This window comes from Nitratireductor aquibiodomus (assembly GCF_900105565.1).
Classification (GTDB): domain Bacteria; phylum Pseudomonadota; class Alphaproteobacteria; order Rhizobiales; family Rhizobiaceae; genus Nitratireductor; species Nitratireductor aquibiodomus.
The window spans coordinates 2130124-2155843 of the sequence record NZ_FNSL01000001.1; the positions used below are offsets into that span (position 1 = coordinate 2130124).

Below are 25720 nucleotides of genomic sequence, written 5' to 3' on the forward strand. Positions count from 1 at the left end.
ACCATAGGTATCCACGCATGATGTTCCGTGGCTATCTCAATGTCTGGACATGAGGGAGGGTCCTCTACCCTGTATGTCCGGCTCCAGGGAGGGGGCCTTAATTCCCTCGTACTAGAAACAGCCGCCTGCCATGCTTGTGCTCGGGAACCAAATGGCCTCATCCTTGAAAGCGGCCCCATGTGAAGGCCCTAGCTCCAAATTGGCTCGTACTTGAAAAGGCAGAGCCTCGGGGAAATTGGTGCCTACTTGAAAGGACACCTTCGTGCCGCCGCTGTTGAAATAGGTTCGTACTTGTAAAGCCCAGCTTCTTGTAGAGTCCCACAGTGCTGCCGCCGCAATAGGTGCCCACTTGTAAAGAGCGCCCAGCGCCGCCCCTTGCTGTCCCGGCCACCCATCAGCGGCCACTTAGCGAAAACGCCATGGGTGAGAGATTGGATCAGTAGACCTATCCAATAGCCTGCATCACCCAACCCCGTCAGCCCGCCCCTCCTCCTCGTGTCTTTCCACCGGGAGGAAGCGGGCTTTTTTGTCATCCATGAAGGGAATGAACATGGAAGAACTATCACCCCAAGCCCGCCAAGCCCTCCAGGACATGGGGACCAGAACCGAGCGTTGAAAGGTCTAGGGGTGTAGCTCCCCTACTGATGATGGCCAAGCATGGCCGAAACCCTTCCCACCATTTCAGCCGACTTGCTCCCCTTCACATTGAAGAGCGCGGAGCATTCCTAGTGACAAGGAAAATTCATGCCAAGAGCACAGGTTAGGGAGGTCTCTGCCCCCTCCGAAATCAGAGGTGTCGCCTCACCGGTCAACACTTACGTACGTCCGGCAGACCCAGACAGGTCCCCTCTCCACGAGCTGGCCCAGGGCCTATCTGCACTAGATGAGGGCATGTCGGCCTTCCTCGACAAGAGGACCAAAGAGCAGAACGACTTGGACAAGCAGCGAGGCATCGCGGCATTCAACCGTAGCAACCATACAGCCTGGGGTGAAGCAGTACGGCAGGGCCTCGTCCCTCCAAATGCCTCCCCGGTGTTCATGGAGTGGTACAAGAAGTCTCAGGGCAATGTTCAGGGCCTCAAGCTCCGCGACAAGTTCGCCATAGAGTATCAGCAGTGGGATGGGCGCAACTCTGGTGACCCTGGAGCCTTCGAGCAATTCGTCGGGAGCTTCCTGAAGAACAATCTTGGTGAGGAGAATGATCCTCACGTCCTGGCAGGACTCAACCCCCACGTAGACAGCCTCTTCACGGAGAGCTTCGACAGGTTCAACCGGGAGCGGGCCGATACGGTTTACTCGGGGGCGGTTGGTACACAGGGCTCCCTCATCATCTCGACCATCGACGGGCTGGAATCACAGGGAAAGACCAGCGAGACAGGTACCGATTACGAGGCTATGTGGTCCTCCATCACGGCCCTACGCGAAGAGGCCCTCACCACGGGTGTCCTGGCGAAGGACTATGATGGGATGATCGTGGACTCCATCATCCTGGAGGCCGAGCGGACCAACAACACGGAACTCCTCCAGCTCCTCGAACGGAAGCTGCCCGATGCTGAACACCCCATGTCGTATGACATCAAGGTCCGCGAGAAGCGCGACCGGGCGCTCGACAACATAGGCAACGCTCAGGCGAGACAGGAGACCACGAACGCAGCAGCCCGCGAGAAGCTGGAGAAGCAGCAGCAGGAACAACGCTGGGCAGAGGTCGTGCGGGTCCTGGCAGAAGACCACAACGCCGACGTGCCCGAGGAGATCATCACCGAGCTGTCCCGCAGAGATGGTGACGCAAGGGCCAAGATCGCCCAGTACCGTCGCCAATTCGCTGATGCTGGTGTCCTGGAGGACCCATCGGCAATCTCTCTGGTCTTCCGAGACATCCACGAGGGTGCCACCGAAAGGGACGTGCTCCAGATGTTCGACCAGGGCGTCATTCGCACCACGGAGACCCTCAATCTGGCGCTGGACCGAGTGGAGAAGCTGCGCAAGGCCAATGCTGACGGTCGCGGCGTAATGGGCCACCAAACGGCCAAGAGATGGCAAAGCATTATCCAGAACCAGCTTGGAGCAGGCGAGTTTGATCTTTTGGGCATCAAGGGTCTCAACGATGTCTCCAACCAAGCGATGATCGATTTCGACATGATGCTCCTCGACTGGGAAGAGAGGAACCCAGACGCGACCGCCATTGAGCGCGAGAAGGCCATAAATGAAGCTGGCGCTCTCATTCGGCAGCGGATCGAGGGCGGGGGAGATGGTGACGCGGGCCGATACAAAACCCCAGACGGATCAACGCTTCAATTTCGAGACGGCGAAGTCATTCACGCCAACCCAGCATCACGGCAGGATCAACCCGAGGTCTTGCCAGCGGAGGCGACACCGGCACAGCACCCTGAGGAGGTCGAGGTCGAAGATGGCGGGATCATCGACGGCATCAAGAGCTTCTTCGGGTTTGGCGACGAGGAGTCTCAGGACCAGGACCCGACATCGAGTGCCGTCAATGCGCTGGCGAAGAAGTACGGGCTCGACCCGGCAGAGGCGCGACGGATGTTCGACGAGAGGATGCAGTCCCTCACAGACGAGGATCCTGGGGTAGACAACACCATCACCAACTCCATCCCAGAGGATCAGCGATCGAACCTACAGAACCTCCTCCGTAACCCTCCCAAACTGGCGGACGGAAGCTCATCGGCCGGCAACGCTCCGGTTGAGCCGCTCCTATCACTGGTTGGCCACACAGAGGGCACCGATAGAGGGGATGGTTACAACGAGACATTGGGTTACGGCGCCTACACGGGCGGTGATGTTGATCTGGTCAACATGACTCTCGGGGAGATCGACAAGCTCCAGACACAGATGCTCCGGCACCCAGACAACAAATGGGACTCTTCTGCCATTGGTCGGTATCAGATCATCAGGACTACCCTCCGTGGGCTCAAGAAGGAACTAGGCCTGACGGACGACATGAAGTTCGACAAGAAGCTTCAGGACCGTCTTGCTATGCATCTTCTGGAGCGGCGTGGACTCTCCAAGTGGTTGTCCGGGAAGATGACCGACGAGAAGTTCATGACGGGACTCTCCCAGGAATGGGCTTCGCTGCCGAGGGCAGACGGTAGGGGCTCATATAAGGGGCAGCGAGTTGGCACCTCTGTAGCTGGTCTGCGGAGCGCACTTGGGAAAGTCCGAAAGGGTGGAACCCAGGTGGCCTCACTCGGTGGTACTGAGGGGCTGACACCTAAGGCGTACTCCAAGCTGCCCGTCACGGACAGCCGTGGTGAAGACCAGATCGCCAAGTTCATCGAGTGGAACGATGACCCAGTTGCAAACCACGAGGATAACCTGAGGAGCATCAAGCCGGACCTCCAGAAGGTCGTCAAACGGGCTCAGGAGCTTTCCCAGATCAAGTTCGTCATTGGTTCGGGCAAACGTGACGCAGAGCTACAGAAGAAGGCCGTCAAGTGGGGGTGGTCAAAGACCCAAGACAGTGACCACCTACATGGTGGTGCCGTTGACCTCTGGCCACTCGATGAGGACGGAGCGGTGGTCTTCGATAAGAAACTTCAGACTCAGATCGTCAAGGCTATGCGCGAAGCAGCCAATGAGTTGGGTGTGAAGCTGGACATCGGGGCCGACTGGAAGAGCTTCAAGGACCTCCCGCATTTCGCCATCAAGTCATAGGCCACTAGCTGGGAGAAGCATGTGGCTTTTCTCCTCTCATCCATCAGCATTTTTCCCAACAGGAGCACACCACGTTGAAACAACCGAAGGATCAGCGCCTCCCGGTCAAGACACTTAGAGAGCTTCTGGGCTACGATCCCGAAACAGGGAGTCTTTTATGGAAGCCTAGGCCGCGCCGCTACTTCAAGACGGACGCGACATGGAAAGGCTGGAACTCTCGCTATGCGGAGAAACCAGCGGGCAGCAAGAACTCCAGCGGTTACATACAGCTATGTTTGCCCGGTTGCCGCCCCCTCGCGCATGTCGTGATTTGGGTCATCCAGACAGGCAAGTGGCCTGAGCATCAAGTAGACCATGTGAACCACAAGAGGGATGACAACCGCTGGCTAAACCTCCGAGCGACCACCCCAGCCGAGAACATGAAGAACCTAGGGCGACAGGCCAATCGGGAGTCCGGTGTGGCAGGAGTCTATTACGACAAGTCACTAAAGAAGTGGCGGGTCTGGATTTCTGAAGAAGGGCGGAATCGCTACATCGGCTCCTTCGACACTGAGGAGGAGGCCATCAGGAAGCGGAAAGCGTTTGAGGCCGCTCTGGGATACCACCCGAACCACGGCACCGACACCGCCAACGGTGAGGAACCGCTCTACAACGGCAGGATAGAGATTTGGTTCGACTAGACTCCGGGCAGGACCGGGAAGAAGAATACACTTCCATCTTCCTTGATGCTTGGTTGACCGCGAAGGGGCAGGCCTTGCGAGCCTTGGCCGAGCACCTTTTTGCCGCTATCCAGTCAGCCCCCTCAGGCCGCATGAGGTCTCCCCGCCGTGACGCTATGGAGCGTAAGCGGTTCGTGGTCCAGAACATCGCGGCCAACCTCGCGCACCTCGCCTTAAGCCCCTCCCACATGCCAGGGAACGTCTTGGCCATATCCACCGCGAAGACGAAGCCAACGCGATACGAAAGGGCGGATTACCCCAGGCGCATCCTTGGAAAGACCTTGAGGGAACTTGAGGCGTCGGGCTTTCTCATCCGACATGCATATCGCTTCAAGCAGACCACGACGACCGTGGAGCCGACCAGGAAGTTTCGGGGCCTACTGGATCGCCATGGGGTCCGCTTCGCCGACATCGGACGGGACGCTGGAGGGGAGACCATCCTGCTTAGGGCTAGACAACCGCAGGAAGGTAGGGGAGATGTCCGCCGCCGCGACCGACCACCGCCCAAGCGCCTGATACACTATGCCGACACCGAGGAGACTATGAGACTCCGCGCCGAAGTGGATACGGTCAATGAGATGCTCAATGCAGCCGAGATTGAATACGATGGGGAGCCGGTAGGGCCAATCCGCCTTTATCGCTCCTTCCTCCTTCGGTCTCCTGAGGACCCCATTGCGTTCAACCTTCTGGGCAGGCTCTGGGGCGGCTTCTGGCAGACACTAGATAGTAAGCTACGACACCGCATCACCATAGGCGGGGAGGACGTAGCCGACTTGGACTTCTCCGCGATGCATCCCTCCATGGCCTACCTCAAGGCCACGGGAAGGCTCCCAGATGGAGACCCGTACGCGATTCCCGGCCTGGAGAAGCACCGAGACGGGGCCAAGCAGGCCATGGCGTCACTTCTCTCCAGGGCAGGCCCCATGCGGCTCCTAGTGCCAAAGCTGAAAGCCAAGCTCCCCGAGGGCTGGACGGCCAAACGGCTTGTGCAAGCGGCTGGCTCTCGGCATCCTGTCATCGCTCACCTGTTCGGCTCCGATTGCGGCGTGGAACTGATGGCCTTGGAATCACGTATCCTCATGGCGGTGCTCTTGGACCTAGCCGCCAGAGGTATCCCCTCGCTGCCTCTCCATGACGGTATTCAAACTCGCGTTTCCGATAAGGAGCGGGCGCTAGAGGCCATGCGCACCGCCTCGGAGCAGATACTTGGCGTGGCGCTGGCTGTTGGAGAAAAGCCTATCTGGCGACCTCCAGCACTTGCCGAGGCGGCATGACGCCTAAAACGGCCACTTACCCCCCCTGGTCGCTCCTCTAGGGGGGCTGCTTGATGTCGCCTGAAGATGGGGAAAGACCATCTCCTCCTCTCTCCCTGGCGACATGGGGCAGCGTCTTTCAGTCTCCGCATTGATGCTTAAAGTGATCGCCTTGGGGGTACCGGAAGGGCCATTAGGCAGCAGGGGGAGAGGTTGAGGTAGTCTTCCCACCTAAAGGGCCGCCCCAAGTACTGCTATCAAGCCCTGCTTCATGCAATAATTGGGTGTCATCCTCGACGGAGCCGCACCATGTAGGACGCCGCCACAAAAGCTCAAGGCGGCATTACCTGAGGGCTGGACGGTAAAGCCACTTATGCAAGCGGGCTGTGCAAAGCATCCCGCATTTGCCCATCTGTTTTGGAATCGGCATTGGAACTAAGTTGATGAATGCGGAGAGCCGTATCCTCTCATGGGCGCGTTGTTGGAGTTTGCCTCCAAGGGCGTCCCCACTAGGCCTCTTTTGGCTCAACCGGATGTGGGCTATCTGCCTTATGGCTGTGGCAAGAAACCTACTCTTTAACGTGTCCATCTCAGGCGGGATCAGGCTCTTCTCCGAGGTCAAGGAGAAGATCGTGAACACTCTGAATTTCAGGGGCCAGATCATCCATTGAAATCAGATCGTTCTCTTTCAAACGAACGATACGAGGAGATCTAACGCTGGGTAGGCGCTCCTTTCGCGAGGCAGCTTCCTCAAAATCGCAACTCAAGTCAGCCAGTTCGACCGCAGCGCCTTCACGGTCATCAACCGCATAAGCATGATGGATTATGGATAGGAGTATCTTGATGGATTGATCTTCCAGACGTTCGCGTCTCGGAAAAGGAAATTGAAAAACCAATTCATCACCTTTGACCAATTCGCATTCAAGCCCAATCGCCGCTACCCGTTTATGTCCCAAAGGCAAGTTTCTAGGCGGATGGTCATACGCAAGGTATTCTTTGGGGCGAACTAGATCGTAGAGCGTTAGCGCTGCATCCACGTTGAGAGCTTCATCTGTGCCCCTGCAGGCCAATTTGACGTGCTTCTCCAAGGCCTCCCTACTTATCGGAGGGGAAAGGTCAAGGCCCCTCCTGACGCCGTAGATTGTGGGAACTGCAGCGCGAAAGTATCGATAGCTGGGGAACTTTCCACCGCGCACTGCCCTGTGCAGGTATTTTCTAAGCCAATCTCTTCTGGCAGTCGAAGGAACCGTAACGGCTTGGGCAAGGTCGACGAATTGGATGCGATTCAGAAGGCCGATAGCCTTGCGCTTCATTTTTCCCAACGAGCACCTCTACGATACTTGTAAGCCCTCGAAATGCGACAGAATCAGATCATCTTTGATTCTCATCCCAACATTAACATGGGTTTTTGCAGACTCGATAGTTCTTGACCAGGGAGTATCAGGGCGATGGGTCATCTCCACCAGAGCAAAGCTGGGAACTTCGAGATATTTATAGAGATGCCTTTCGATTGTGGAGACTGCTGCATTGTCAGTCAGCTTCGGCAATTCCGCCGTTGTCCGCTTTATCGGGTCAAATTTTTCTGCAAACTCTGAAATGGGCTGGTCGCCGAATTTCTTGAATCCATCGTAAAGAGACCTCTGGACAGGCCCATACTCCCAAGCCTCGAACTCTGACTTCACCAGTGGTTTTCCGTGCTCCACCAGATGGTGCCCGTGCAAAAAATAGACGATTTTCTGTACATCGATCTGCGTAAGTTCGAGGCCCTCGGCCCACGCCCTCGCAAGTACTTCATTGGCAATAATCCGGGCGTCAAACATGGGCTCTATCCATTTGCTGCTCGAACCAAGATATGAAGATGAGGTTTAATGTGAGTTTAACATGCCGCTGTCGAGATGTTAGTTCTCCGGGCATCACCGGTCGCTATGTCGCGGACACAACCACGCATTACAATTTCGTAGCTAGAGTTTCCTTCGCACTGTCATCAAGCCTCGCCTCATGCAATAACTGGGTTTCATCCTCACGGAGCCTCACCATGCAGGAGCTTGTCACTAAAGCTGATCTGAAGACCGTACTCAACGCTCAGACTCTCAAGGTCTCCATTCTGGTGGGCATGAGCTTCGGGGCGCTCCTCGTGGCCCTGATGGCTGTCATACGGACGTCAGCTTGATGTAGCGGTTTCTGGTTGGCTCCCGGACTGTCAAGAAGGGTCCGCCGCGCGAGGTCTCCAAGTTGCGTGGCAATGGGCAGACTTCCCCCCTGGGCCACCCCCGCCGATTTAGGCCAGAGTGTTGGCGTGGGGGTTCGCCCCATGGTCTGCCTGCCGGGCACCCCACCACGAGCCGCCCAAGAAGCTGGGGAGATGGTAGCAGACCCATCCAGCGTCCAAATGGGTCACTTCTATTGGAGTACACCTATAGCGAATCCCCTCAAGCCGTTTGAAAAATCACTTCGATAAATATCGTTGACAACTCAAAGCGAAGTAATATTATCGAAGCTATCCAAAGCGAACTATGGAGCCTTTCGCTATGTTCATCCGCGCATACCTCCGCGCCTCCACCAAGGAACAAGACGCCGCCCGCGCCAAGGCAGACCTCCAACGGTTTGTTGATGAGCGGGGACTGAAGATTGCCGCTTCCTACATGGAGAATGAGAGCGGGACCTCCCTCCAGCGTCCTGAATTGTTCCGCCTCCTCTCCGATTGCCAGCCTGGAGACGTTCTCTTGGTGGAGCAGGTGGACCGCCTGAGCCGGCTCAATGCTGCCGACTGGGAAAAGCTCAAGGCAGAGATTGCCTCCAAGCGTGTCCGCGTGGTGGCCCTAGACCTCCCCACCTCTCACCAGCTCATTCAGCCAGGAGCCGACGAGTTCTCCGCCCGCATGCTGGACGCCATCAACGGCATGATGCTGGACATGCTCGCCGCGATAGCCCGAAAGGACTATGAGGACCGCCGCAGGAGGCAGGCTCAGGGCATCCAGAAGGCCAAGGCGGCGGGGGCGTATCGAGGAAGGCCCGAGGACACCGAGCGCAATACCGCCCTCATGGACATGCTCAAGCGTGGACAGACGTGGGCCAGCATCGTGAAGGCCACAGGGGTCTCCACGTCAACGCTCTCTAGGCTAGCAAAGCGGATAAAGGAGGAGGCATAACGCCTCCGCAATTGGACCGCCAAACAGGTCAGCAGGGTCTTGGAGAAATGCGGCGAGGTTCACAGAAGTGAAATTTGGAAATGCAGGAAGATCATAGAAACCAGGCTAATAAGTTCCGCCAACCGCCCGCGAACTGGAAACCGACCAGTAAGAGGAAGCCCGTGACCGGCTCATGAAGAACATACCGAAAGAGCCGCAAACGAAAGAAGGCTAGTTCCAGAGCGGTAGTGTAGTCCAATCGTCTGGGAAACCGGCATCGGACAACTTGATGTTGGGGCCGTTGGGGAACGTACCGACATGCTCCTTCAACCGGTCTGCCCACTTCGTTCGTGGGTTTACGCGCTTTAATAGGAACCGCATTATCGCGAGAGCCGCGTACAATCGGCGGTTACTGTCGGGCAAGCCCGAAATGTGTTGTAGGTCTTGGTGCTGCCCCAGTTGAGGGACAGCTGGCTGGTGGATAAGTGGTTTGTTCCAAACTCTAGAATGATGAGCGCAAATGTTGCGGAGCGAACTTAGGGACCGTATCCACGTTCGGAGTAGGTGCGGCCCGTTGTGTCCATTGAGTCCATAGCTGGCCGCGACTTGTTGAAGATCGGAATACGTCATTCCTGAAAGAAAAATCGAGAGCGGCCCGAAATCGAGCAACTCCACGGCAATCCAAATTGGCATTTGGTCGCCAGCGTACTTCGTCCGAAAGTGATCAGCGAACTCCTCCTTTGAGGAGGCTTCTTTCCGATCAAGCTTGTCAATCCATCCGGCGTACATCGAGGCGGTGTGCGGCGGCCGGACGGCTCTAAAGTTTCCATCTACCTTGGTGGGATCCCGATGAGCCTTGGGGCCATGACGCCCAACTGCCAAAGCAACCTCAGTGCGTATCGAAATCTCAATGCGCTCAATTGCGTCAAGGATCAGTAGCCGGAGGCTCTTGTCGAACGCGTATAGGTCGGTTGCGTGCTTGAAGCTGGTCCCGCTTTTGAAATCGTTGCTAAGCTCGAATGTGCCATCTGGCAATCGCACCACTTTGCGGAATGGAAACCAGTAGGCGCTCAGTCGGTAGTATCCGATACGCTGCAAATACTCTTCAGCCTTCTGAGGCTCGGGAATTTGCATGCCACGGGCTTCCAGCAATGCCCGTTGTTGCGGGATTGTCAGATAGGTCTTGTTATAAGACATAGAAATAAGAAGGCCGACGCTTGCATTGCAGGGGCGCCGGCCGTATCGCCAGCGAATATGGGTGATCTGTGCTCCAAAGTCAAGCGTCCCAGCTGCCCCTCCTCCGGCTAGGATTCGCCACAGACATTAGTCAGGTATCTGCATTCTGCCAAGTGCGGGCTTGTCAAAGATAGATTCGCCAAGAGAGACGAAGAACATATCATGACTATTGCCCTCAAATGATGACCCGCACCTGACAAAAGTGGGGGAGCAATATGGGGGAGCGACTTGCAGCAAGGAACCGCTAAGCTATTGCTTTATATGGCTTCTGGGGGAGCAAGGTAGCTATGGCGGAGAGGGAGGGATTCGAACCCCCGATACCCTTGCGAGTATGCCGCATTTCGAGTGCGGTGCTTTCAACCACTCAGCCACCTCTCCGCGAGATGCTGGTCTGCTGTTGCCAGCGCGGCGCACTAGATAACCGGTGATCGGTTTCGATACAAGGGCCAATCGAAGCCAATCTGCCGCATTTTTCCCGCCTCTGCTTGACCTTCCAGACCTCTTCCGTTATGGACACGCGACCTGCGGCGCGGGAAAACCCCGGCGCCGTTTGTCATTTAACCATCCAGACTGGCAAAAAGACGGCAGGCCGCGCCTTGCGGACCCAAGCCGGACCGGACACTGAAAGGCAAAAAGATGTTCGCAGTCATCAAGACCGGCGGTAAGCAGTACCGCGTTTCCGCAAACGATCTGCTTCAGGTCGAGCGCGTCACCGGCGAGCCCGGTGAGATCATTCAGTTTGCAGACGTTCTGGCCGTTGGCGAAGGCGAGGACGTGACCATTGGCGCACCGCTTGTCGATGGCGCCAGCGTGGCCGCCGAGGTGGTCGAACAGGGCCGCGGCAAGAAGGTCATCGCCTTCAAGAAGCGTCGCCGCCAAAATTCGCGCCGCAAGCGCGGCCATCGTCAGCTTCTGACCACCGTGCGGATCTCCGAGATCCTGACCGGCGGCGCGAAGCCCTCGAAGAAGGCCGCTGCGAAGCCGGCTGCCAAAGCCGAGGAAAAGCCGGCCAAGAAGGAAGCCGCTCCCAAGAAGGCAGAGGCAAAGACGGAAGCGCCGGCTGCGGCTGCTCCGCTCTTCACTGCTCCGGCCGGCGAGCCCGACGATCTGACCAAGATCAAGGGCATCGGCCCGGTTGCCGCCGGCCAGCTCGCCGAGCAGGGCATCACCACCTACGCACAGGTGGCCGCCCTTACCGACGAGGACGTGGTGCGCATCGACGAGGCCATGCCGTTCAGCGCCGACCAGATCAAGGACTGGCGCGAGCAGGCCAAGGAACTGGCGAAATAATCCTTCGCCAAAGGGTTGAAATTCAGCGCCTGACGGCGCATTAGGAATGCAAGCGCTCTCGACGGGCGCAAAGGAGCAGAAGAATGGCACACAAAAAAGCTGGTGGTTCGTCGCGCAACGGTCGCGATTCCGAGTCCAAACGCCTTGGTGTGAAGAAATTCGGCGGCGAGAAGGTTCTCGCTGGCAACATCATTATCCGTCAGCGCGGCACGAAATGGCATCCCGGCGTCAATGTCGGCATGGGCAAGGATCATACGATTTTTGCGAAAGAGGCAGGTGCTGTCTCCTTCGCGAAAAAAGCCAATGGTCGAACCTACGTGTCCGTAAACCCGATTACGGAGGCAGCGGAGTAGCCGGTCCGCTTCACCAACACCGGCGACCCATCTCGGGGACCGGTGTCTGGACATTCCGGAAATAGGTTCGAAAGGGGAGATGGGTTGCCATCTCCCCTTTCTTTTTGTCCGGAGGAAAAACGATGGTTGCCGAAAGTGAAGACATCGAGAGTGAAAGTCCCAGAGTTGAAATAGATTGCCCGGTCCTCGTCACCGAGCGCCTCGTTCTGCGCATCCCGCGCGACGACGACGTGACCGAACTGGTGGAACTCGCCAACAACCGGCGGCTGGCCGAAATGCTCGGGCGCCTGCCCAACCCCTATCGCGTGACCGATGCGCAAAGCTTCCTGAGCCGCGTTCGCGCCGGCCAGATCAGTGGCTGCACCTACGCCATCACGCTTTCGGAGACCGGCGCCTTCATCGGCTGTGCCGGTGTTGAAAACCGTGCGAATGGCCTGGAAATGGGCTACTGGATCGGTGAGCCCTACTGGGGGCGCGGCTACGCGACAGAGGCTGCGCATGCGCTCGTCGATCTGGCCTTCCGCGCCACGGATATCGACCGGCTGAATGTATCCTGCCGCGTCACCAACACCGCCTCACGGCGCGTGATCCACAAGTGCGGTTTCCAGTATGCCGGTCAGGGCATGATGGATTCGGTTGTGGCCGGCAGGGTTCCGGTCGAGCGCTATCACCTCGACCGCAGCACCTGGGTCAGCCTCAGAAGCTGGGGCGCCTGAACGGAAGCTGAGAGCAGGCAAGTCCGGGGTCGGGACCTGTCTGCTCTCGCACTTCTGCGCGTGATGCTGTAGACGGTTCTGCGCAACGATACGGAAAGACGGTCAAACCCATGAAATTCCTCGATCAGGCCAAGGTCTATATCCGCTCCGGCGATGGCGGCGCGGGCTCCGTTTCGTTCCGGCGCGAGAAATACATCGAGTTCGGCGGCCCTGACGGCGGCGATGGCGGTCGCGGCGGCGATGTCTGGATCGAGGCCGTTCAGGGCCTGAACACGCTGATCGACTACCGCTACCAGCAGCATTTCAAGGCCAAGACCGGCGTGCATGGCATGGGCCGAAACCGCACCGGCGCCAAGGGCGAGGACGCCGTTCTCAAAGTACCCGTCGGCACGCAGATATACGAGGAAGACAACGAGACGCTCATTTGCGACCTGACCGAAATCGGCCAGCGCTTCAGGCTGGCCAGCGGCGGCAATGGCGGTTTCGGCAACCAGCATTTCAAATCCTCCACCAATCAGGCGCCGCGCCGCGCCAATCCCGGCCTGCCGGGAGAAGAGGCATGGATATGGCTGCGCCTGAAGCTCATCGCCGATGCCGGTCTGGTCGGCCTGCCCAATGCCGGCAAGTCCACATTTCTCGCCACGGTTACCGCGGCCAAGCCCAAGATTGCAGACTATCCCTTCACCACGCTGCATCCCAATCTCGGCGTGGTGCGCATCGACGCGCGCGAATTCGTGATGGCCGACATCCCCGGCCTCATCGAGGGCGCCCATGCGGGCGTTGGCATTGGCGACCGGTTTCTCGGTCATGTGGAGCGCACGCGCGTTCTGCTCCATCTCGTCTCCGCGCGCGAGGAAGACCCCGCCGCCGTCTACACCACCATTCGCGGTGAGCTTGCCGCCTATGGCCACGGCCTCACCGACAAGGCAGAGATCGTCGCACTCAGCCAAGTGGACCTTCTCGACGACGAAGCGCGGGCCGAAAAGCAGGCAGCCCTTGCAGAAGCCTGCGGAAAGAAGCCCCTCCTCCTCTCCTCGGCCACCGGCGAAGGCGTACAGGACGTGCTGCGCGCGCTGATGAAGATCATTCAGGACGCGCGCGCCGAAGAAGAAGATGCAGACGCGGCTGACGACCGCTGGCAGAAATAGGCAAATCCCGCATGACCCGCCCCGCGCTCAGCAGTCACCGCCGCATCACCGTCAAGATCGGCTCCGCCCTTCTGGTAGACCGCAAGAAGGGCCTGAAGCGCGAATGGCTTTCCGCGCTGGTCGATGACATTGCCGCACTCAATGCCGATGGTGTCGAGGTGCTGGTGGTCTCGTCCGGGGCCATCGCGCTTGGCCGCACCATTCTGGGTATCGAGCGGCGCACGCTGAAGCTGGAAGAAAGCCAGGCTGCCGCCTCGGTCGGCCAGATCGCGCTCGCCGGCGCGTGGGATGAGGAGCTGCGCAAGCGCGGGCTGAAATCCGGCCAGATCCTCGTAACGCTCGGCGACACGGAAGAGCGCCGCCGCTATCTCAATGTGCGCGCCACCGTCTCCACACTTCTCAAGATGGGCGTCGTTCCCGTCATCAACGAGAATGACACGGTCGCCACCAGCGAAATCCGCTATGGCGACAATGACCGGCTGGCCGCCCGCATCGCCACCATGCTCGGTGCCGATCTTCTGGTTCTGCTGTCCGATGTGGACGGGCTCTACACGGCCCCTCCGGCAAGCGACCCCGATGCGCGTTTCATCCCCGTAGTCGACGCCATCACACCGGAGATCGAGGCCATGGCCGGCGCTGCGGCATCGGAACTGTCGCGCGGCGGCATGCGCACCAAGCTCGATGCAGGCCGCATTGCTACGGCGGCAGGAACCGCGATGGTGATCGCCTCGGGCACGCGCCTCAACCCCCTTGCGGCAATCGACAATGGCGCCCGCTCCACCCTCTTCAGGGGGAGCGACACACCTGTGCGCGCCTACAAGACCTGGATCGCCGGCCAGCTGGAGCCGGCAGGCACCATCACGGTCGATGCCGGCGCAGTTCTGGCGCTTGCCGCCGGAAACTCGCTCCTGCCGATTGGCGTCACCCAGGTTTCCGGCAGTTTCGCGCGTGGCGACACGGTGGCCATCCACGGGCCCGACGGGCGCGAAGTGGCGCGCGGGCTGGTTGCCTATGACGCTCCCGATGCCGTAAGAATCGCCGGTCTGAAAAGCGGCGACATTGCCGAAGTGCTCGGATACGAAGCGCGAGCTGCCATGGTGCATCGCGACGATCTGGTGACCGCGCCCCATGCGCGGCACCAGCTGAAGGAAAAGGCGGAGAGCTGAATGCTGATGGAAAACAGGCAGGGCAGCGCGGACATTGCCGCGCTGATGAACGATCTGGGAGCGCGCGCCCGCGCTGCCGCAGGCCCGTTGTCCATTGCCACGCCACAGAGCAAGAACGCCGCGCTGGAAGCCATGGCCGATGCGCTCACGCGCAATGAAGCAGCGATCCTTGAAGCGAATCGCGAAGACATGGCACGCGGTGAAGCGGCCGGCCTCTCGCCCGCCCTCCTCGACCGGCTGAAGCTTGATTCTGCGCGCATCGCCGGCATGGCCGAAGGCATCCGCGCCATAGCCGCGCTGAAAGACCCGGTCGGCGACGTGATCGCCGCATGGGAGCGTCCCAACGGTCTTCAGATCGAGCGCGTGCGCACGCCGCTCGGCGTCATCGGCGTCATTTATGAAAGCCGACCCAACGTGACTGCCGATGCAGGCGCACTCTGCCTCAAGGCCGGCAATGCGGTGATCCTGCGTGGCGGCTCCGATTCCGCCCGCTCCTCGGCTGCCATCCATGCCTGCCTCGTCGAAGGACTTGAGAAGGCCGGCCTGCCCGCCGACGCCATCCAGCGCGTGCCGGTCACCGACCGCGCCGCCGTCGGCGAAATGCTGAAAGGCCTTGGCGGCAATGTCGATGTCATCGTGCCGCGCGGCGGGCGCAGCCTCGTCGAGCGCGTCCAAAGCGATGCACGCGTCCCGATTTTCTCCCATCTGGAAGGCATCTGCCACCTTTATCTCGACCGCTCAGCCGAGGCCGACATGGCCGTCTCCATCGCCGTCAATGCCAAGATGCGGCGCACCGGCATCTGCGGCGCCGCCGAAACCCTGCTCGTGGATCACGCCGCTGCCGACCGGCTTCTGGTTCCGGTTCTCTCCGCCCTGAAAGAAGCCGGTTGCGCCATTCGCGGCGATGAAGAGGTCTGCGCCCGCTTCGCCTCGGCCGCGCCTGCCACAGACGAGGACTGGGGCACGGAGTATTTAGATGCCATCATCTCGGTAAGGCTGGTGGACGGCGTCGATGAAGCGATCCGCCATATCGGCACATGGTCCTCGCACCACACCGAGGCCATCGTCGCCGAAGATGCGACAGCCGTTGAGCGTTTCTTCAACGAGATCGATTCCGCCATTCTGCTTCACAACGCCTCCACCCAGTTCGCCGATGGCGGCGAGTTCGGCATGGGTGCGGAAATCGGCATCGCCACCGGCAAGATGCATGCGCGCGGGCCGGTCGGCGTCGAACAGCTCACCTCGTTCAAATACCGCGTTCGCGGCTCCGGCCAGACCCGGCCGTGAGCCCGGATGATTTGATGCCGGTGCCTGCTTCGCCTCCCTCTGTCCCGGCGCGCTATCTGCGCATGCCCCATGTGGAGCCGGGCATGGCTGTCGGGCTCTTCGGCGGGTCGTTCAACCCGCCCCATGCGGGTCACGCGCTGGTCGCCGAGATCGCCATGCGAAGGCTCAGCCTCGATCAGCTCTGGTGGATCGTCACGCCCGGCAATCCGCTGAAAAGCCACCGCGAGCTCGCGCCCCTTTCCGAGCGCATTGCGCTTTCTGAAAAATGCACCAGCGATCCGCGCGTCAAGGTGACCGCCTTCGAGGTCGGTCACCGCATCCGCTATACCGCAGACACGATCGACCTTGTTCAGATGCGCAATCGCGGCGTCGATTTTGTCTGGATCATGGGGGCCGACAGCCTGCGCGACTTTCACCGCTGGGAGCGCTGGCGCCACATCGCCCGCTCCATGCCCATCGCGGTAATCGATCGCCCGGGCTCCACACTGGCCTTTCTCTCATCCACCATGGCCAAGACATTCGACCATGCCCGTATCGACGAGGACGACGCACCAATTCTTGCTCGCAGCAGACCGCCGGCCTGGACATTCATCCACGGTCCCCGCTCCTCGCTGTCCTCGACGGCCATCAGAAATGCGGCCAAAGAGGCACAGTAACCGCCAGGCTCCGTGAAAACATGTGATCGGCGATGTCTTGAAACTGTTAAGAGACTCTGCCTATCTATTGGGTACCATTGGCGCATGCGCCAATGGTGAGCTTGTTCTTATTGGAAAGGAAAGACACTGAGAACAGCAATGACGAAGAAGGCTGACGTGGTGCCTTCGCCGGCCGAAGCCAGTCGGAATCTGGTTTCTCAGGCCGTTGAAACAGCCCTCACGAGTCTGGAAGACTCCAAGGCGGAAAACATCATCTCCATTGATATCCAGGGCAAATCCCCGCTCGCCGATCATATGATCATCGCGTCGGGGCGCTCGCATCGCCATGTCGCGGCGGTGGCGGATCATCTGATTCGTGCGCTCAAGGAGGCCGGCCTTGGCAATGCCAAGGTCGAAGGTCTGAGTGGCGCCGACTGGGTGTTGATCGATACGGGCGACATTGTCGTTCACGTCTTCCGTCCGGAAGTTCGGGAGTTTTACAACATCGAAAAGATGTGGCAGGCCCCCGATCTGGAGGATGAAACGGTTCACTGACCGCCGTCGGCAACGACGGCGCCCATGAGCCACCTCCGCCCACCGGGCAGAGAGGCTGGAATGCATATCGCGATTTGTGCCGTGGGCCGGATGAAGGCCGGCCCCGAGAGGGATTTGGCGGACCGTTATCTGGAGCGTTTCGCAAGGAGCGGCCCGGCTGTCGGCCTGGAGTTTTCAGGCGTCAGCGAGATCGTCGAAAGCCGCGCCAAATCCACCGACGAACGGCGGCGCGAGGAAAGCCGCAGGATCGCGCAGATGCGCCCGGAAGGGGCAGCCCTTTTCCTGCTCGACGAGCGCGGCAGGAACCTCACATCCCGACAGTTGAGCGAAGTGATCGCGGATTTGCGCGATCAGGGCCGCCGCAGCCTCACCATTGTCATCGGCGGGCCTGACGGGCATGACGCCGAACTGCGTCAGGCGGCGGACCGCACCATCGCCTTCGGCGCGCAGACATGGCCGCACCAGATTGTGCGTCTCATGCTGGCCGAACAGCTCTACCGGACATCGACCATTCTTTCCGGTCATCCCTATCATCGCGACTGAGCGGTTTTTGCCCTGTTTTCACATCCGCGCCCAGTGTTTTCACATTCGTGCATTGACATCCGGCAAAATACAACCAAAAATTGCATACGGCTGCCACATGGTTGATGTTTCCTTAAGGAAACTTGGCCTATGCTGTTTCTGAATGACCTCCACCCCGCGTAGAACGGCAGACCAGGGATGAAGAAAGCGCTCGTGCCGCGCCCATATCTCGCCCGTCTCAGGACGGCCGCTACTGCTGCGGCCGTCTTCTGCGTTCTCCCCGCCCCTGTCCTTTCACAGGATGGAATTCAGGTCCTGGAGACCCAGCACAACAAGAGCCAGGTTGAGTTTCAGGACGTTAATCGAGAGATCGCTCTGACCGAGAAGCGGCTGGCCGAGATCGCCGCCGAGATCGATACGATCAGGAATGACAATGCCGCAATCACGGCAGCCCTCATCCAGGCAGCGAAGACGGAGCGCAAGCTCAGCGAGGACATCGATACGATTTCGCTACGCCTGACCAGACTGCGGCATGAAGAGAGCTATCTGCGCGAGTCGCTCCAGTCCCGTCGCGGTGTGCTGGCCGAGGTGCTCGGCGCGCTGCAGCGCATGGGCCTCAACCCGCCACCGGCCATTCTCGTGCGCCCGGAGGATGCCCTCGCATCGGTGCGCAGCGCCATCCTTCTCGGTGCTGTCGTGCCAGAACTGCGCGCGGAAACGGAAATCCTGATCGGCGACCTGCGCGATCTTTCCCGCATCGTCACATCGATCGAGGGCGAGCGCGACAAACTTCAAAAAACCGTGACCGGGCAGGCCGAGGAGAAGAAACGGCTGGCCCTGCTTCTGGATGAAAAGAAGCGTCTCCAGCAGGAAGCGGAGAACCGCATGGCAGCCGAGCAGCAGCAGGCAGAGGCACTGGCCGCGCGCGCCACCAGCCTGCAGGAGCTGATCGGATCGCTCGAGACGGAAATCTCCTCTCTGCGCAAGGCGGAAGCCGAGCGTGCGCGGCGGTTGAGCGAGCCGACCTCGCCGGAGAACCGCCTTGGCGCCGGTGCGACATTTGCGAAACGCACCGGCGGGGTAGCCCTGCCCGTGTCGGGCCAGTTTGCAGCCCGATTCGGCGAAGACGACGATACCGGCGCGCCACTTCAGGGCGACATCCTAAGAACACAATCCGGCGCGATCGTTACCGCACCCGCGGGGGCGACGGTACTGTACGCAGGACCGTTCCGTTCCTATGGTCAGCTATTGATACTCAACGCCGGCGACGGTTATCATATCGTGCTTGCCGGTTTGGATAAGGTAAGCGTGACGCTGGGGCAATCCGTTTTGGCGGGCGAACCAATCGGCATGATGGGGGAAGCTCGTCTGGCAAGCATCGCAGGCCCGGGGACCGAGGACGTTACACCCGAGCTGTATGTCGAGTTCAGGAAGAACGGAAAACCGATCGATCCTAAACCCTGGTGGGCTCCGGGACACTCTGGAAGGACAGGAAATGAAACGTAACTTGTCGCTATTGTTTGCCGGCGCCCTGGTGGGCGCATCCGCGGTTTCGCTTCTCCACGGTACGAGCGGCTTTTCGGCGAACGCCGCGGGTTCGGATACCTACCGGCAGCTTGCGATCTTCGGCGACATCTTCGAGCGCGTACGCTCCCAGTATGTGACCCCGCCCGACGACAAGAAGCTGGTGGAGAGCGCCATCAACGGCATGCTCACCTCGCTTGATCCGCACTCGTCCTATCTTGACCCGGATGCCGCCAAGGACATGCGGGTTCAGACCAAGGGCGAGTTCGGTGGCCTTGGCATTGAAGTGACCATGGACAACGAACTGGTCAAGGTGGTTGCGCCCATTGACGACACACCCGCCTCGCGCGCCGGTGTTCTGGCCGGCGACCTGATCTCGGCAATCGACGGCGAAGAAGTGCGCGGCATGTCGCTCAACGACGCCGTCGACAAGATGCGCGGGCCGGTCAACACGCCGATCGAGCTCACCATTCTGCGCGAGGGCGCGGACAAGCCGATCGAACTGACGATCGTGCGCGACATCATCAAGGTGAAAGCCGTCAAGTTCCGCGTGGAGGAAGACGTCGGCTATCTGAAGATCACCTCCTTCACCGAGAAGACCTTCGACGACCTGATGAGCGCCATTGACACGATCAGCAAAGAGGTGCCGGACGACGAGCTGAAAGGCTATGTGCTCGATCTCCGTCTCAATCCGGGTGGCCTGCTCGATCAGGCGGTCAGCGTCTCCGATGCTTTCCTCGACCGCGGCGAGATCGTCTCGACGCGCGGACGCGAGGCCAACGACATCGCCCGCTTCGATTCGCGGCCTGGCGACGTGCTCAACGGCAAGCCTGTGATCGTGCTCATCAACGGCGGTTCGGCAAGTGCCTCCGAGATCGTTGCCGGCGCGCTGCAGGACCATCGCCGCGCCACGGTCCTCGGCACCCAGTCCTTCGGCAAGGGTTCGGTGCAGACCATCATCCCGCTCGGCGAGAATGGCGCCCTGCGCCTCACCACCGCGCTCTACTACACGCCGTCCGGCGAATCGATCCAGGGCAAGGGCATCACGCCCGACATCAAGGTCGACCAGCCACTCCCGGAAGAGTTACAGGGCCGCGACCTGCGTCGGGGCGAATCGGACCTTCGCGGGCACATCAAGGGTGAGGAAGAGGATGAGGAAGGTTCCGGCTCGATCGCCTATGTCCCGCCGGATGCCAAGGACGACATGCAGCTCAATGCAGCGCTTGAACTGCTGCGCGGCGAAAAAACTGATCCCGCTTTCCCGCCAAATCCTGACAAAGCGGTCATGAATCAGTAAGTATCGAATTGTCATCGCCGGTTTCAGGCAATCCGGCGATGACATTCAGGCGACACAACACGCCGGTAAACCGAATTTCGCGCGCGGCGATGCGCTTCACGGGCTGAGATTTGGAATGACTGAACATTGGAGCGGCAATCCTTCAGCGAAGGAGATGACCGGTCTGGATTCTTGGCCCTCGGCCATCGTAACGGGCGGGTATGATTTCGGGGAACAGAGACATAGACCGGCCACTCGGCCGTGATAACCGGCCCGAAAAGCCGAAACGACGGGGCATCTTCACCACAGAACGCTTACTGGTGGGCCTTGTCGCCGTTGCAATTCTCGGCGTCTCCACCGCCGTGGCGCTGCGCGACCGCCCGTTCCGCACGCCCTCGGCAATCGCCGTAACGGAGCCGGTGGAGCAGACAATTGCCGAAGCGACGGCGCCGGAGCCCACGGCGGAAGCGCGGGAACAGGGCGCGCCGAACGCCTCGATCACGCGTCTCGGTCCGGAAGAACCTGCCAGCAACGGTGTCATTGTCATCCGCGATCCTTCGGCCATGGGACAGCACCCGAGGCTTGCACATCTTCCCGACCGGGCACTGATCGAGGAATCGGAAACGGGACCGTTGCCCGTGCGCGACGCCGGCGGCCGCCGCCCGTTCGACGTCTATGCCCGTTCGTGGTCGGGCACGCGGGGCGCCAGGATCGCCGTCATCGTCGGCGGCCTGGGGCTTTCGCAGACAACCACGCAGGAAGCGATTGAAACGCTGCGCCCGGAAATCACGCTGGCCTTCGCGCCGGCCGGCAACAGTCTGGGCCGCTGGATGCAGGCCGCGCGCAAGGCAGGGCATGAGGTTGTTCTGCAGGTGCCAATGGAGCCCTTCGGCTACCCTGCGCCCAATCCGGGCCGCAACACGCTCACCGTGGACGCTTCGTCCGCGGAAAACCTGTCCCGCCTGCGCTGGGCACTTTCGCGCATCACCAACTATACCGGAGTCATGAACTATATGGGCGGGCGTTTCACCGCCGATTCGGAGCCCATGGGCGACATGATGGCCGAGCTGGGCAAGCGCGGGCTTATGTATATCGACGACGGCACATCCGCGCGCAGTGTTGCGCAGGACCTCGCGCTTCAGGAAGGGGTTCCCTTCGCCGCGTCCGACGTGCTGATCGACCCCACCGGAAACAACCGCCGCCCCGAGCGTGGCGAGATCCTGAAGAAGCTCGACGAACTGGAGCGCATCGCCCGCGCCAGAGGCTTCGCCATCGGCACGGGGTCAGCGTTCGATGAAACCGTAGACACCGTCGCCGAATGGGCTGGCGAGGTCACCGCGCGCGGGATAGAACTCGTCCCGATCTCGGCGCTCGCCGCCGACCCGCAGCCCCGATAGCATTGGAACCCCAGCAATGGCCAGGAACAATATGTCCGCAGATGACCTGCCTTATCGCCCATGCGTTGGCATCATGGTGCTGAACGGCAGGGGTCTCGCCTGGGCAGGCCGGCGCATCGTACAGCCGGATACCGACGAACTCTCCGGCGCGACGCAGCTCTGGCAGATGCCCCAGGGCGGTGTCGACAAGGGCGAAGATCCGCGAGAAGCGGCCTATCGCGAGCTCTACGAGGAAACCGGCATCAAGTCCGTGTCATTCCTCGCTGAAACGCCTGAATGGATTACCTACGATCTGCCCGAGCATCTCATAGGCGTAGCGCTCAAGGGCAAGTATCGCGGTCAGAAGCAGAAATGGTTCGCCTTCCGCTTCGAGGGGCAGGATACGGAGATTGCCATCAACCCGCCGCCCGGTGGTCACGAGGCCGAGTTCGACATGTGGGAGTGGAAGCCCATGACGGACCTGCCGAAGCTGATCGTGCCGTTCAAGCGCAAGGTCTATGACAGCGTGGTCGACGCCTTTCGTCATCTGGCGCCTTGAAGCGGTCTCATCAAGAAATGCGCTGAGACCGCCAAGCCTGAAATCACCTTTCTCTCTCTGGCGCAGGCACCTCAATCCCCGACGGTCACCGTCTGCCCGCGCACGGGCTCCCCGCGTTCCTGCAACACGCCATCGGCCCTGTAATTCTGGAACTGGGCCGGCAGCCCTTCACCGGCGGTGAGGTCCGGCGTGGTCTGCATGTGCATATGCAGATGCGGTTCGGATGTGTTCCCGCTGTTGCCACAGCGACCGATTTCCTGGCCGCTGCGCACACGCTCACCTGTCTCGACCGTCACCGAGCCACGGCGCAGATGCGCGAGGAACACGAACTCTCCCTCTCCCAGGTCCAGCACCACATGATTGCCCGCCGGCCGCTGCGCGTCCGTCTCGCCGATGGCCTGATCGGGCAAGCCGTCTACGCGTGCGACCACCGTTCCGTCTGCCGGCGCAAGGATCGCACGGTCCCAGCAATGGTAGTCCGTCAGCCTGGCCCCGTCTCCGCTGTGCGATTTCCCGTCTTTGTGAACCACGAAGTCATAGGCAAAGCGCTGTGCCGGGGTCTCGGCATGGTAGTTCTCCTCCAGAGTGCGGCCACCCCAGAAGACATACCACTCACCCTCGAAGGGCAGGCGAAGCGCGGCGCGTGTTTCGTAGTTGAGATGCGTGGACACAGCTTCCTCGGGCACACGCCGCACATAGAAGCCTGCGATACTATCGTCAGGGCCAAAACTCCATTGCCAGACGACATCCGCCCCGCTCGCATGGGTGGCACGGCGGCGGTACGTCCGGAGCGTGCTGCGCCGCTCCGTCTGCTCATCGAGAATGCCGGTCTGCGGGCCGAATGTCAGCCTCACCGACGCCTGGAAGCCCTTGAGGTGGTTCAGGCTACCAAGCGCGGCCTGCATCTTGCCCGACATCCGTGACCACACATCTTCCGCAGAACCTGTTTGAAAAACCTCAGTGAAGTGTCGGCCGAGCTCCAGTGTCCGGAGATCCGGTTCCTGAGCGTAAACGCCACTGCCTGCCGCAACCGCGACGACACCAGAAAGCAGGCCAGTCAGCTTGCGTATAATCATCGAAATCGCTCCAGATCACAGTCCGCGTTATTCTAGATCGCCGTGCGTCCATTCGGACGCACAAAGGACGATCTAAACTATTGATGGAGCATCGGAGTAGCCCGAAAACCGGATTCCACTTTTCGGTCCGATGCTCTAACCCGGCAATCTCATCCGACTGTTACAGGCTCAAACGAAAAAAGCCGGGCGCTGGCCCGGCTTTTCCCTCAAACAAACGGCCACTCAGGCTGGAAGGATAGCGCCTTCCAGCGTCGTTAGCTGATGCAGAAACTCTTCGGCACGCAGGCGTGTCTCGTGATCCTTGGCGTCTTCGATATCCTCACGGGCATCCTGGATACGACGCGCAAGGTCTTCACGATTGATGTCGTCCACATGCACTGCCGATTCGGCCAGAACGGTGCAGCTATCGGGGAGAATGTCGGCAAAACCGCCGAAAACCACATAGCGTTCCGTTTTGCCGTCGGCAGCAACGGCCACCACGCCCGGCTTGATGCTGGTCATGGTCGGCGCGTGGGTCGCCATGACGGTCAGTTCGCCCTCGGTGCCGGGAATGACAACCGATTCGACATCCTGGGAAACCAGAAGCCGCTCGGGCGAGACCAGATCGAATTTGAAGGATTGAGCCATCGTGTCCTACCGGTTTGGCATGAAGGCGGGAGGTTCGTGCGAACCTCCCGGTCATAGCCTGGGTCAGGCTGCTTCCGCTGCCAGCTTCTGTGCCTTCTCGACAGCCTGCTCGATCGTGCCAACCATGTAGAAGGCAGCCTCCGGCAGGTGATCGTATTCACCGTCGCACAGACCCTTGAACGAGCGGATCGTGTCTTCCAGGTCCACGAAGAGACCCGGCGAGCCGGTGAACACTTCTGCGACGAAGAAGGGCTGCGACAGGAAGCGCTCGATCTTGCGGGCGCGGGCAACCGTCAGCTTGTCCTCTTCGGAAAGCTCGTCCATGCCGAGAATGGCGATGATGTCCTGCAGCGACTTGTAGCGCTGGAGAATTTCCTGCACCTGACGCGCCACCTGATAGTGCTCCTCGCCGACGATCGTCGGGTCGAGCATGCGCGAGGTCGAATCGAGCGGATCCACGGCCGGGTAGATGCCCTTTTCCGAGATGGCGCGGTTCAACACGGTCGTCGCGTCCAGGTGGGCGAACGACGTTGCCGGTGCCGGGTCGGTCAGATCGTCGGCGGGCACGTAAATGGCCTGCACCGAGGTGATCGAGCCCTTCGTGGTCGTGGTGATGCGCTCCTGCAGGGCGCCCATGTCGGTCGCCAGCGTCGGCTGGTAGCCCACGGCCGAAGGAATACGGCCGAGAAGCGCCGACACCTCGGAGCCCGCCTGCGTGAAGCGGAAGATGTTATCGACGAAGAACAGAACGTCCTGGCCCTGATCGCGGAAGTGCTCGGCAACCGTCAGGCCGGTCAGAGCAACACGCGCGCGCGCGCCGGGCGGCTCGTTCATCTGGCCGAACACGAGGGCGCATTTGGAACCTTCGGTCGAGCCATTGTTCTTGGCTGGATCCTGGTTCACGCCGGACTCGATCATCTCGTGGTAGAGATCGTTGCCCTCACGGGTACGCTCACCAACGCCGGCGAACACGGAGTAACCGCCATGCGCCTTGGCGACGTTGTTGATGAGTTCCTGAATGAGAACGGTCTTGCCAACGCCGGCGCCGCCGAACAGGCCGATCTTGCCGCCCTTGGCGTAAGGAGCGAGCAGGTCGACAACCTTGATGCCCGTGACCAGGATCTCGGCTTCGGTGGACTGGTCCACATAGTCGGGAGCCGGCTGATGGATGGCGCGGGTGCCGTCGCCCTTCACGGGGCCGGCTTCGTCGATGGCCTCGCCGACCACGTTCATGATACGGCCAAGCGTTGCGTCACCGACCGGAACCGCGATCGGGCTGCCCGCATCGCGAACTTCCATGCCGCGGACCAGACCCTCGGTGGAGTCCATGGCGATGCAGCGAACCGTGTTCTCGCCGAGGTGCTGCGCCACCTCGAGAACGAGGCGATTGCCCTGGTTCTCAGTCTCCAGCGCGTTCAGGATCGCCGGCAGGTGATCCTCGAACTGCACGTCGACAACGGCGCCGATAACCTGGCGGATCGTGCCGGTTGCGCCGGTTGCTTTCTTTGCTGCGGTGCTGCGGGTGGAAGCCGTCTTGCGTGCCGGAGCCGCCTTCTTTGCGGCAGTCGCGGACGCCGTCTTCGGGGTCGCTGCTTTGGCCAT

The 25720-nt window shown here is 60.4% G+C and carries 23 protein-coding genes and 1 tRNA gene; 17 read left to right on the forward strand and 7 right to left on the reverse strand.

All coding sequences use genetic code 11. The features are described 5' to 3' along the window. Positions 1–744: 744 nt before the first annotated feature. The 3 genes from BLW55_RS10085 to BLW55_RS10095 all read left to right on the forward strand — a co-directional run bounded on the left by BLW55_RS10085 (position 745) and on the right by BLW55_RS10095 (position 5665). Entirely contained in the window at positions 745–3672 is a 2928-nt protein-coding gene (locus tag BLW55_RS10085; RefSeq protein WP_090328664.1) for a M15 family metallopeptidase, read from the forward strand. Between the two features lie 74 nt (positions 3673–3746). Continuing rightward, a complete protein-coding gene (locus tag BLW55_RS10090; RefSeq protein ID WP_090328665.1) occupies positions 3747–4352 on the forward strand; it encodes an HNH endonuclease in 606 nt (201 codons plus the stop codon). Positions 4353–4525: 173 nt separating this feature from the next. After that, positions 4526–5665, forward strand: coding sequence for a hypothetical protein (locus BLW55_RS10095; RefSeq protein ID WP_244509036.1), 1140 nt, complete (start codon positions 4526–4528; stop codon positions 5663–5665). A gap of 569 nt (positions 5666–6234) precedes the next feature. Here the strand turns inward: BLW55_RS10095 and BLW55_RS10105 are convergent. Together BLW55_RS10105 and BLW55_RS10110 are read right to left on the reverse strand one after the other, a co-directional pair. Continuing rightward, positions 6235–6957, reverse strand: coding sequence for a hypothetical protein (locus tag BLW55_RS10105; RefSeq protein WP_090328671.1), 723 nt, complete (start codon positions 6955–6957; stop codon positions 6235–6237). A gap of 18 nt (positions 6958–6975) precedes the next feature. After that, on the reverse strand, positions 6976–7464 hold the full coding sequence (locus BLW55_RS10110) for a Panacea domain-containing protein (protein WP_090328673.1): 489 nt from the start codon (positions 7462–7464) through the stop codon (positions 6976–6978). 708 nt (positions 7465–8172) lie between these two features. Here BLW55_RS10110 and BLW55_RS10115 point away from each other — a divergent pair. Next, positions 8173–8793: a recombinase family protein gene (locus tag BLW55_RS10115; RefSeq protein ID WP_090329953.1), complete on the forward strand. Its 621-nt coding sequence runs from the start codon at positions 8173–8175 to the stop codon at positions 8791–8793. Positions 8794–9003: 210 nt separating this feature from the next. Here BLW55_RS10115 and BLW55_RS10120 read toward each other — a convergent pair whose 3' ends face one another. Continuing rightward, positions 9004–9969, reverse strand: a complete 966-nt coding sequence (locus BLW55_RS10120; protein WP_244509037.1) for an Abi family protein — start codon at positions 9967–9969, stop codon at positions 9004–9006. Positions 9970–10296: 327 nt separating this feature from the next. Next, a tRNA-Ser gene (locus BLW55_RS10125) sits at positions 10297–10386 on the reverse strand. Positions 10387–10644: 258 nt separating this feature from the next. Here BLW55_RS10125 and BLW55_RS10130 point away from each other — a divergent pair. The 13 genes from BLW55_RS10130 (at position 10645) to BLW55_RS10190 (ending at position 22415) form a co-directional block, all read left to right on the forward strand. Further along, positions 10645–11298, forward strand: coding sequence for a 50S ribosomal protein L21 (locus BLW55_RS10130; RefSeq protein ID WP_007009232.1), 654 nt, complete (start codon positions 10645–10647; stop codon positions 11296–11298). A gap of 83 nt (positions 11299–11381) precedes the next feature. Further along, positions 11382–11651, forward strand: coding sequence for a 50S ribosomal protein L27 (gene rpmA / locus BLW55_RS10135; protein WP_007009231.1), 270 nt, complete (start codon positions 11382–11384; stop codon positions 11649–11651). A gap of 122 nt (positions 11652–11773) precedes the next feature. Beyond that, positions 11774–12367: a GNAT family N-acetyltransferase gene (locus tag BLW55_RS10140; protein WP_025030535.1), complete on the forward strand. Its 594-nt coding sequence runs from the start codon at positions 11774–11776 to the stop codon at positions 12365–12367. A gap of 110 nt (positions 12368–12477) precedes the next feature. After that, the gene (gene obgE / locus BLW55_RS10145) at positions 12478–13515 is read left to right on the forward strand and encodes a GTPase ObgE (RefSeq protein ID WP_007009229.1); all 1038 of its coding nucleotides are present in this window, start codon (positions 12478–12480) and stop codon (positions 13513–13515) included. Positions 13516–13526: 11 nt separating this feature from the next. Further along, complete coding sequence (gene proB / locus BLW55_RS10150; protein ID WP_090328674.1) at positions 13527–14681, forward strand: glutamate 5-kinase; 1155 nt, start codon at positions 13527–13529, stop codon at positions 14679–14681. Then, entirely contained in the window at positions 14682–15968 is a 1287-nt protein-coding gene (locus tag BLW55_RS10155) for a glutamate-5-semialdehyde dehydrogenase (protein ID WP_090328676.1), read from the forward strand. Between the two features lie 14 nt (positions 15969–15982). Then, positions 15983–16624: a nicotinate-nucleotide adenylyltransferase gene (locus BLW55_RS10160; protein ID WP_090328678.1), complete on the forward strand. Its 642-nt coding sequence runs from the start codon at positions 15983–15985 to the stop codon at positions 16622–16624. A 138-nt stretch (positions 16625–16762) separates the two neighbouring features. After that, a complete protein-coding gene (rsfS, locus tag BLW55_RS10165) occupies positions 16763–17158 on the forward strand; it encodes a ribosome silencing factor (RefSeq protein WP_007009225.1) in 396 nt (131 codons plus the stop codon). A 60-nt stretch (positions 17159–17218) separates the two neighbouring features. Beyond that, on the forward strand, positions 17219–17701 hold the full coding sequence (rlmH, locus tag BLW55_RS10170; protein ID WP_090328680.1) for a 23S rRNA (pseudouridine(1915)-N(3))-methyltransferase RlmH: 483 nt from the start codon (positions 17219–17221) through the stop codon (positions 17699–17701). 177 nt (positions 17702–17878) lie between these two features. Next, positions 17879–19186 carry a murein hydrolase activator EnvC family protein gene (locus tag BLW55_RS10175; protein ID WP_007009224.1) on the forward strand — a complete coding sequence of 436 codons (1308 nt, stop codon included), beginning with the start codon at positions 17879–17881 and terminating at the stop codon, positions 19184–19186. After that, positions 19176–20501 (forward strand): S41 family peptidase, encoded by a 1326-nt coding sequence (locus BLW55_RS10180; RefSeq protein ID WP_090328682.1) that lies wholly within the window; start codon positions 19176–19178, stop codon positions 20499–20501. Before BLW55_RS10175 ends, BLW55_RS10180 begins: the two co-directional genes overlap by 11 nt. A 200-nt stretch (positions 20502–20701) precedes the next feature. After that, the gene (locus BLW55_RS10185; protein ID WP_090328684.1) at positions 20702–21877 is read left to right on the forward strand and encodes a divergent polysaccharide deacetylase family protein; all 1176 of its coding nucleotides are present in this window, start codon (positions 20702–20704) and stop codon (positions 21875–21877) included. Positions 21878–21893: 16 nt separating this feature from the next. Further along, entirely contained in the window at positions 21894–22415 is a 522-nt protein-coding gene (locus BLW55_RS10190; RefSeq protein ID WP_007009221.1) for an RNA pyrophosphohydrolase, read from the forward strand. Between the two features lie 71 nt (positions 22416–22486). Here the strand turns inward: BLW55_RS10190 and BLW55_RS10195 are convergent, their stop codons facing one another. The 3 genes from BLW55_RS10195 to atpD form a co-directional block, all read right to left on the reverse strand. Further along, the gene (locus BLW55_RS10195; protein WP_090328686.1) at positions 22487–23491 is read right to left on the reverse strand and encodes a M23 family metallopeptidase; all 1005 of its coding nucleotides are present in this window, start codon (positions 23489–23491) and stop codon (positions 22487–22489) included. A 222-nt stretch (positions 23492–23713) separates the two neighbouring features. Further along, a complete protein-coding gene (locus BLW55_RS10200; protein ID WP_007009219.1) occupies positions 23714–24118 on the reverse strand; it encodes a F0F1 ATP synthase subunit epsilon in 405 nt (134 codons plus the stop codon). A 63-nt stretch (positions 24119–24181) separates the two neighbouring features. Next, positions 24182–25720 carry a F0F1 ATP synthase subunit beta gene (atpD, locus tag BLW55_RS10205; protein WP_007009218.1) on the reverse strand — a complete coding sequence of 513 codons (1539 nt, stop codon included), beginning with the start codon at positions 25718–25720 and terminating at the stop codon, positions 24182–24184.

Coding starts and splice junctions, on each gene's coding strand:
- BLW55_RS10110 (WP_090328673.1), bottom strand. CDS start 7,464: ATGTTTGACGCCCGGATTATTGCCAATGAAGTACTTGCGAGGGCGTGG.
- rlmH (WP_090328680.1), top strand. CDS start 17,219: ATGCATATCGCGATTTGTGCCGTGGGCCGGATGAAGGCCGGCCCCGAG.
- rsfS (WP_007009225.1), top strand. CDS start 16,763: ATGACGAAGAAGGCTGACGTGGTGCCTTCGCCGGCCGAAGCCAGTCGG.
- rpmA (WP_007009231.1), top strand. CDS start 11,382: ATGGCACACAAAAAAGCTGGTGGTTCGTCGCGCAACGGTCGCGATTCC.
- BLW55_RS10200 (WP_007009219.1), bottom strand. CDS start 24,118: ATGGCTCAATCCTTCAAATTCGATCTGGTCTCGCCCGAGCGGCTTCTG.
- BLW55_RS10140 (WP_025030535.1), top strand. CDS start 11,774: ATGGTTGCCGAAAGTGAAGACATCGAGAGTGAAAGTCCCAGAGTTGAA.
- BLW55_RS10160 (WP_090328678.1), top strand. CDS start 15,983: ATGCCGGTGCCTGCTTCGCCTCCCTCTGTCCCGGCGCGCTATCTGCGC.
- BLW55_RS10195 (WP_090328686.1), bottom strand. CDS start 23,491: ATGATTATACGCAAGCTGACTGGCCTGCTTTCTGGTGTCGTCGCGGTT.
- BLW55_RS10130 (WP_007009232.1), top strand. CDS start 10,645: ATGTTCGCAGTCATCAAGACCGGCGGTAAGCAGTACCGCGTTTCCGCA.
- BLW55_RS10155 (WP_090328676.1), top strand. CDS start 14,682: ATGCTGATGGAAAACAGGCAGGGCAGCGCGGACATTGCCGCGCTGATG.
- BLW55_RS10185 (WP_090328684.1), top strand. CDS start 20,702: ATGATTTCGGGGAACAGAGACATAGACCGGCCACTCGGCCGTGATAAC.
- atpD (WP_007009218.1), bottom strand. CDS start 25,720: ATGGCCAAAGCAGCGACCCCGAAGACGGCGTCCGCGACTGCCGCAAAG.
- BLW55_RS10190 (WP_007009221.1), top strand. CDS start 21,894: ATGGCCAGGAACAATATGTCCGCAGATGACCTGCCTTATCGCCCATGC.
- obgE (WP_007009229.1), top strand. CDS start 12,478: ATGAAATTCCTCGATCAGGCCAAGGTCTATATCCGCTCCGGCGATGGC.
- BLW55_RS10115 (WP_090329953.1), top strand. CDS start 8,173: ATGTTCATCCGCGCATACCTCCGCGCCTCCACCAAGGAACAAGACGCC.
- BLW55_RS10105 (WP_090328671.1), bottom strand. CDS start 6,957: ATGAAGCGCAAGGCTATCGGCCTTCTGAATCGCATCCAATTCGTCGAC.
- proB (WP_090328674.1), top strand. CDS start 13,527: ATGACCCGCCCCGCGCTCAGCAGTCACCGCCGCATCACCGTCAAGATC.
- BLW55_RS10085 (WP_090328664.1), top strand. CDS start 745: ATGCCAAGAGCACAGGTTAGGGAGGTCTCTGCCCCCTCCGAAATCAGA.
- BLW55_RS10180 (WP_090328682.1), top strand. CDS start 19,176: ATGAAACGTAACTTGTCGCTATTGTTTGCCGGCGCCCTGGTGGGCGCA.
- BLW55_RS10120 (WP_244509037.1), bottom strand. CDS start 9,969: ATGTCTTATAACAAGACCTATCTGACAATCCCGCAACAACGGGCATTG.
- BLW55_RS10175 (WP_007009224.1), top strand. CDS start 17,879: ATGAAGAAAGCGCTCGTGCCGCGCCCATATCTCGCCCGTCTCAGGACG.